Source organism: Streptomyces sp. NPDC035033 (assembly GCF_040636735.1).
In the GTDB taxonomy this organism is placed as follows: Bacteria; Actinomycetota; Actinomycetes; order Streptomycetales; family Streptomycetaceae; genus Streptomyces.
This window is the reverse complement of the sequence record NZ_JBEZUZ010000168.1, coordinates 1-6,980: the sequence shown is the minus strand read 5'-3', so window position 1 is coordinate 6,980 and position 6,980 is coordinate 1. Positions and strand designations below refer to the sequence as shown.

Annotated in this window: 4 protein-coding genes and 1 pseudogene; 1 reads left to right on the top strand and 4 read right to left on the bottom strand. The window is 74.1% G+C overall.

The annotated features are described in order from the left end of the window. From AB0E83_RS34480 to mtrA, 4 genes and pseudogenes are all read right to left on the bottom strand, one after another. Positions 1-419: pseudogene (locus tag AB0E83_RS34480) on the bottom strand (ComF family protein); the annotation flags it as partial. 232 nt (positions 420-651) lie between these two features. Beyond that, positions 652-2,529 carry an LpqB family beta-propeller domain-containing protein gene (locus tag AB0E83_RS34475; RefSeq protein WP_362120621.1) on the bottom strand — a complete coding sequence of 626 codons (1,878 nt, stop codon included), beginning with the start codon at positions 2,527-2,529 and terminating at the stop codon, positions 652-654. Further along, positions 2,519-4,570 carry an MtrAB system histidine kinase MtrB gene (gene mtrB / locus AB0E83_RS34470; protein ID WP_362120619.1) on the bottom strand — a complete coding sequence of 684 codons (2,052 nt, stop codon included), beginning with the start codon at positions 4,568-4,570 and terminating at the stop codon, positions 2,519-2,521. The genes AB0E83_RS34475 and mtrB overlap by 11 nt, the downstream gene beginning before the upstream one ends. 1 nt (position 4,571) lies before the next feature. Continuing rightward, the gene (mtrA, locus tag AB0E83_RS34465; protein WP_030498730.1) at positions 4,572-5,249 is read right to left on the bottom strand and encodes a two-component system response regulator MtrA; all 678 of its coding nucleotides are present in this window, start codon (positions 5,247-5,249) and stop codon (positions 4,572-4,574) included. A 405-nt stretch (positions 5,250-5,654) separates the two neighbouring features. On the opposite strand from mtrA, the gene AB0E83_RS34460 reads away from it, so the two are divergent. Continuing rightward, on the top strand, positions 5,655-6,785 hold the full coding sequence (locus AB0E83_RS34460; RefSeq protein ID WP_362120617.1) for a hypothetical protein: 1,131 nt from the start codon (positions 5,655-5,657) through the stop codon (positions 6,783-6,785). Positions 6,786-6,980: the final 195 nt, after the last annotated feature.

Below are 6,980 nucleotides of genomic sequence, written 5' to 3'. Positions count from 1 at the left end.
CCCGCCCGCCGCAGCCGCGCCGCCGCGGCCAGCGCGATCCGCCGCATCGGATCGTGGCCCCGGGCCCGTACCGCACGCCGCGAGGACGGCACCGGCACCAGAAGCAGCGGGCCCCCCGCCCCCTCCCCCTCCCCCACCGCCTCCACCACCCCCGCGAGCGCCCCGCCCAGCACCCTCGCGAGCCCCAGCGCCCCGCGCTCCTTGTGGGCGATCAGCAGCTCCCGTACCGGCCCGTCGTACGGCACGGCCGCCCGCACCACCGGCAGCCCCGGCGGCTCCGGCACGGGCCGCACCCGGCGGGCGCCCGTCCCGGCCAGGGCGCCCGCGCACCGCGCGCACAGCCCCGTCCGGGGTGCCCCGCAGCCCTCGCAGTCGACGGGCAGCACCAGCCCGGAGATCTCGCGCCACCAGCCCCGCATGCCTCCACTCTGACCGCAGCCGGGAGCCCCCGCCACCCCTGTGGACAACGCCCTGTGGACAACGGAAAGGGGGCTCCTCACCGGAGCCCCCCACCTGAATTCCCCGCCTGGCCCCCCACCGGGCGGCCCGGACGGACCGGCCGCCCGGGGCGGGACCGACCACCCAGGTCCGACCGACCACCCAGGGACCGATCGACCCCCCAGGGCCGATCAGCCAAGACCGACCGACCGACTACCCGGGATAGACCGGCGCGGTCCCGGTCTTCACCACCGGCTGCCAGTTCGCCCCCGGCATCAGCCGCACGATGCCGTCGTTGCCGGAGGCGGCGATCAGCGGCTCGCTCTCCTCGTAGGGCGCGGCCACCGCGTTGACCCCGTTCAGCCCCGGGAGGACCGAACTCGCGGAGGTGGAGCCGTCGGTCTGGAGGTAGCGGATCTGCTGCACGCCGCCGGACTCCCGGCCGACCACGACCAGCCGGCTCGGCCCGGCCCAGGAGACGGCCGAGACCGATTCCATGCGCGGCGCGGCCGCCTGGAGGCCCTCGACGGACACGACCTGCGCGTCGGCGCCGTCCTGCCGTTCGATCCGCCCGATCTGGAGGGTGGTCCGGCCGTCCCGGGTGATCAGGAGCGCGATCCGCACCCCGTCGGCCGAGACCCGCAGCGACTCGACCCGGGTGTCCTCCGTCAGCCACGGCGTGCGGACCTCGATCCACTTGCCGGTGCCGTCGGGCACCACCACCAGCCGCTGGTGACCAGGGGCCCGGTCGGCGACCCACAGGTCGCCCCGCCCGTCCCAGCTGGGCTGGGAGAGCCGGTCCTCCGGCGCCGCCGCGGGGGCGGCCGCGCTCTTGAACACCGCCGGCAGTTCCTCCTGCTCGGTGGTGATCGAGGAGACGTACAGCGTGCCGCCGTCCTTGGAGACGGCGGCCGCCCGGGTGCCGTCCCTGGCCACGGCGACCGAGCCCAGCGGCACCGTGCCCTTGCCCAGCGGCCCCGGCACCGGCTCCGCCGGCCGGGCCGCGTCCTTCCCGCCGGGGGTGAGCGCCCTCATCCGGTCCTCGCCGTCGACGAAGTACGGCGTCTCGTCCTGCCCGGTGTCCCGGACGGCCTCGAACTCCGCCGCCTGCCCGGACCCGAGCCGGCACACCGCCTTGTCGTCGGCGTCCTGGAGCTCCACCTGGTCGATCTGCACCGACGGCAGGTCGTCCAGCGTGACGAGCAGCTGCGCCGCCAGCCGCCGGCACACCTCGCCGCCGAACCGGTCGGCCTTCACGTCGAGCGGCACCCGCAGCGTGGACTGGTCGTCCGTGGTCAGCGAGGTGACGCCCTTCTGCAATCCCATGCCGGACGGGAAGGGCGCGTCGACGGCCTGCCGCAGCCAGCTCGTGGGCCCCTCCAGGAGCGCCTTGACGGTCTGGGTCACCGGGTCCATGCGGGTGACCGGGTCCTGCCGCTGCCGGATGTAGACGGGGTCGGCGACCAGCCAGTCCTCCCCGGAGGCGAAGTAGTACTTGTTCACGGAGCGGTAGTTCCGCAGGAAGTCGGCCTCGCCGAGCACCAGACCGGGCGGCAGGCTGTCGATCCGCCACTCCTTGTCCTTGCCGTCGGCGGCCGTCTCCTGCACCACGTGGATCGCCTGCGCGTAGTTCTCCGGGCTCTTCGGCCGGTACGCGTGCCGGGGGTCCACGGTGGCGATCGTCCGGCCGGAGATCGGGTAGGTGCGGCCCTGGTTCTCCGGGTCGGCGTTGCGGTCGGCCTGTTCGCGGTCGGGCGCGGTGGCGAGCACGGTGATGCTCTCCTCCGGCTTCCAGTTCTCGGCGGCCTGCCGGGTCAGGTACTTGCGGGCGGTCGCGAACCCGGGGTCGTCACTGGTCATGGCCTCCAGGAAGCCGTCGACGATGTCGTCCGGGTTGGCGTTCTCCCGGGGGGCGACCGCGTAGACCCGCACCTGCGAGTCGCCGGGGTTGGCCCCCCGTACCTCCTGGACGTCGCCGCTGTCGGGGATGGTGGCGCAGCCCGTCGCCAGGAGTCCGCCGCAGGCGGCGAGCAGCACGGCGCGCCCGCTCCGTCCCCGCCCCGCCCGTGTCCGCCGCGCGTCAGCGCTCACCTGTGCCGTCCTCCCGCTCCGCGTTCCCCGCCGTTCCCGTGTCCGTGCCCGTGCGCCGCCCGTGTCCCGTGTCCGTGCCCGTGCGCCGCCCGTGTCCCGTCTCCGCCGCCGTACGGGCCACCACCCGGGCGCCGCTGCCGGGCAGCGCCGCCGGGTCGACGGCCGCCCGCGGCGGCTCCGGGATCCGCGGCGGTACGGGGGGCAGCGGGGGCCGCTCCCCCGCCGGCTGGGCCGGTACCGTCGCGGTCCGGCCGGTGTCCTGGGTCCGCTCCGCGGCGGCCTGTTCCCGGTTGCGCCGGGAGTCGTCGGGTTCCAGGGGTATCGGCGAGCCCCGCAGCGGCTCGTCCGCCGTGCGCGGCAGCGTGAGCCGGAACTGCGAGCCGCCGCCGGGTTCGCCCCAGGCCTGGAGCCAGCCGCCGTGCAGCCGGGCGTCCTCGACGGCGATCGACAGGCCGAGGCCCGTTCCGCCGGTGGTACGCGCGCGTGCCGGGTCGGCCCGCCAGAACCGGTTGAAGACCCGGGTGGCCTCGCCGGGCTTCAGGCCGACGCCGTAGTCGCGTACGGCGACGGCGACGGCCCCGCCGGCGGCGGCCAGCTTCACCACGACGTCCCGGCCCTCGCCGTGCTCGACGGCGTTGACGACCAGGTTCCGCAGCACGCGCTCGACCCGGCGGGCGTCCGCCTCGGCCAGGACGGGCTGCTCGTCGCCGACGACGACGATCCGGGTGCCCTTGCGTTCGGCCAGCGGCTCGGCGCCGCCGATGACCCGGCGCACCACCTGCCGCAGGTCGATCGGTTCGGCCTCCAGGGCGGCGGCGCCCGCGTCGAAGCGGCTGATCTCCAGGAGGTCGGAGAGGAGCGATTCGAAGCGGTCGAGCTGGTCGCCGAGGAGTTCCGCGGAGCGCGCGGTGACGGGGTCGAAGTCGGCGCGGGCCTCGTGGATGACGTCGGCCGCCATCCGGACGGTGGTCAGCGGCGTCCGCAGCTCGTGCGAGACGTCGGAGACGAACCGCCGCTGCATCCGCGACAGCTCCTCCAGCTGCTGGATCTTGAGCTGGAGGTTGGAGGCCATCTTGTTGAAGGCCTCGCCGAGGCGCGCGATGTCGTCCTCGCCGGTGACCTTCATCCGTTCCTGGAGCCGGCCGGCGGAGAGCCGTTCGGCGATCCCGGCCGCCATCCGCACCGGTGTGACGACCTGCCGCACCACGAACCAGGCGATCGCCCCGAGCAGCACCACCACGAACAGTCCGGCGGTCGCCAGGGTGCCCTTGACCAGGGCGAGCGAGTCCTCCTCCTGGCTCAGCGGGAAGAGGTAGTACAGCTCGTACTGCTTGCCCTCGGCGTCGTTGAGCCGCTTGCCGATGACGAGGCCCGGCTCGGACGGCTTGTCGCTGGTGTAGTGGATGCGCCCGAACTTCTGGAAGGTGCCGCTGCCCTGCGCGACCGAGTGCCGCAGGGTCTCGGGCACGGATCGGACCGGGTCGACCTCGCCGGAGGCGCGGGCGCCCCGGCTGGCCGTGTCCCCGGAGTCCAGGGAGAGCGCCACGACGTTGAAGGCGCTCTGGCCGCCGCTGGCCAGCTGTTCGACGAGCGTGGAGCGCCAGTTCACCGAGGAACCGGCCCGGCCGCCGTCCTGGCCCGGCTCGGACGGCGTGGTCGCCGCCCGGTCCTGCGCGGCGGAGAAACCGCCGGCGGCCTGGATCTGGGCGGCCTCCTCCTTGGTGTCGAGCAGGCCGTTGCGGACCTGTCCGATGACGACCAGGCCGAGCAGCAGGACGACGCCGAGGGACATCAGGAGGGTGCCCGCGACGACCCGCAGCTGGATGTTGCGCCGCCACAGCCGTACGGCGGGCAGCAGCGGCCGGCGCACCAGCCGGGCGACGATCCGGAAGACCCGTCCGCCCGGCGGCGTGCCGTCCTGGAGGAGCCCCCCGCCGCGCGTCAGGCGGCCGGAACGCGAGCGCCCCCGTCCCGGTCCGGCAGCCCGCCCCGTGCGCCCCCCGGGGTCCCGGGACTCCGGAGCAGTACTGCCCATGCTCATATCAGCTCGGTCCCGCCTTGTAACCGACACCGCGGACGGTCACCACGATCTCCGGCCGCTCCGGGTCCTTCTCGACCTTGGAGCGCAGCCGCTGGACGTGCACGTTCACCAGCCGGGTGTCGGCCGCGTGCCGGTAGCCCCAGACCTGTTCGAGCAGCACCTCGCGGGTGAACACCTGCCACGGCTTGCGGGCGAGGGCGACCAGCAGGTCGAACTCGAGCGGGGTCAGGGCGATGGACTGCCCGTCCCGCTTCACGGAGTGCCCGGCGACGTCGATGACGAGGTCCCCGATGGTGAGCTGCTCCGGCGCGGGCTCCTCGGAGCGCCGCAGCCGCGCCCGGATGCGGGCGACGAGCTCCTTCGGCTTGAACGGCTTGACGATGTAGTCGTCGGCCCCGGACTCCAGGCCCACGACGACGTCGACCGTGTCGCTCTTGGCCGTCAGCATCACGATGGGCACGCCCGACTCGGCCCTGATGAGCCGGCACACCTCGATGCCGTCCCGTCCGGGCAGCATCAGGTCCAGCAGCACCAGGTCCGGCTTGGCCTCCCGGAATGCGGCGAGAGCCTTGTCGCCGTCCGCGACGAACGACGGCTCGAACCCTTCGCCCTTGAGCACGATCCCGAGCATCTCGGCCAGTGCGGTGTCGTCGTCGACGACGAGAACGCGTCCCTTCATATCGACATCATCCCATTTCCGTATCAGTCTCAAGGCGGCTGGTGAGATACCTCACCGACCTGCGGTGACGTCTCGTCGCGCGCCGTGAGCCGCTGGTTTCCGTGGGTGCCGATACCAGACGTGATGTCACCCCCGTGGCCCCCGTGGTCGCCCAGAACCGTACCCCGCCCGGGGCCGGACGCCCACGTCCGCGACGGTCCCGTTCTCCCGGTACGTGCCCTCCGCCGCCCCCGGCGGGCCGCACCCCGCCCCGGGGCCCCGCCGCCGAGGGGCGTTCCGACCGGCCCGCGGCGGGGTGCCCCGTGGCACGATGGCAGCCGGCCAGCCGCCCGCTCGTGGACGGCCGCCGTGACCGAGCCGGTTCGCCGACCGGCACCGCGACCGAACTCCCCGAGGTGGACGACCGTGAACGACACTCCGGGCTGGACCCCGCCCGGATCCGCCCCTTCCGACGGCCAGGGCAGCTCCGCTCCCCAGTGGTCGAAGGACCAGCCGCCCGCCGGACAGTGGTCCCCGCCCTCCGGCGGCCCGACCCCGACCCCGCCTCCCGGCCGCGCCTGGGGGAACCCTCCCCCGCAGCGGGGCCGGGGCGGCCACGGCGCCCCGGCGGCCCCCAAGCCGGGCGTGATCCCGCTCCGCCCGCTGGGCGTCGGCGAGATCCTCGACGCCTCGGTGACGACCCTCCGCCGCCACTGGCGGACGGTGCTGGCCGTCACGGTCCCCGTGGCCGCCGTCACCCAGACCGCCCTCGTGTTCGTCCAGCGGTACCTCGCCGCGGATCCGCCGGCCCTGCACACCGACGCGACCCCTGCGGAGCAGCTGGAGGCCCTCTCGGCCTACGTCCGGGCCTCCCTCACCGAGCTGGCCCCGACCACGCTGGTCTCCGTGGCCGCCTCGGTCTTCATCAGCGCCCTGCTGACCGTCGTGGCCGCCCGGGCCATACTCGGCCGTCCGGTCACGCTCGCCGAGGCGTGGCGGGAGGCGAGCCCCCGGCTGCCCCAGCTGCTCGTCCTGTCCCTGGCCCTGCCGCTGGGTGCCGGGCTCCTCGCCTCCGTCGGCATGCTCCCCGGCCTGCTGCTCGGCGGCGCCGGCGGCGCGACCCTCGCCTTCCTCGGCGGTACGGTCGCCTTCCTCGCCGTCGTCTGGCTGCTGATCCGCTTCAGCCTGGCCTCCCCGGCCCTCATGCTGGAGCGTCAGGGCATCGTCCCCGCGCTGAAGCGCTCGGCGAAGCTGGTCGACGGCTCCTGGTGGCGGATCTTCGGCATCACGCTGCTGACCCAGCTCCTCGTCATGGTCTTCACCATGGTCCTGACGATCCCGTTCACCGCCATCGCCTTCGCCGCCGGCGGCGGCCTGTCCGGCTCCGGGGCCGACTGGACCTATCTGATCGTCATGGCCGTCGGCGGAGTCGTCAGCAGCGCCCTCACCTACCCGATCACGGCCGGCGTCACAGTCTTCCTGTACGTGGACCAGCGCATCCGCCGAGAAGCCCTGGACCTGGAACTCACCAAGGCCGCCCACACCCCCACGCCCTGACCTCACACAAAAAAGCTCCCGTTCCTGCGCCCTGGAGCGCAGGAACGGGAGCTTTTCCCTTGGAGGCCGGCGTCCCAGAACGCAGAAATGCCTCAACCCCCGGACAGAGTCCGGGGGGTGTGGGTGAAAATTTTTAGGCGGTGTGCTACTCTTCCCCAGGGTGCCCCCCGCAGTAACATAGGGGCGGTGAGGGGT

Coding starts and splice junctions, on each gene's coding strand:
- mtrB (WP_362120619.1), bottom strand. CDS start 4,570: ATGAGCATGGGCAGTACTGCTCCGGAGTCCCGGGACCCCGGGGGGCGC.
- mtrA (WP_030498730.1), bottom strand. CDS start 5,249: ATGAAGGGACGCGTTCTCGTCGTCGACGACGACACCGCACTGGCCGAG.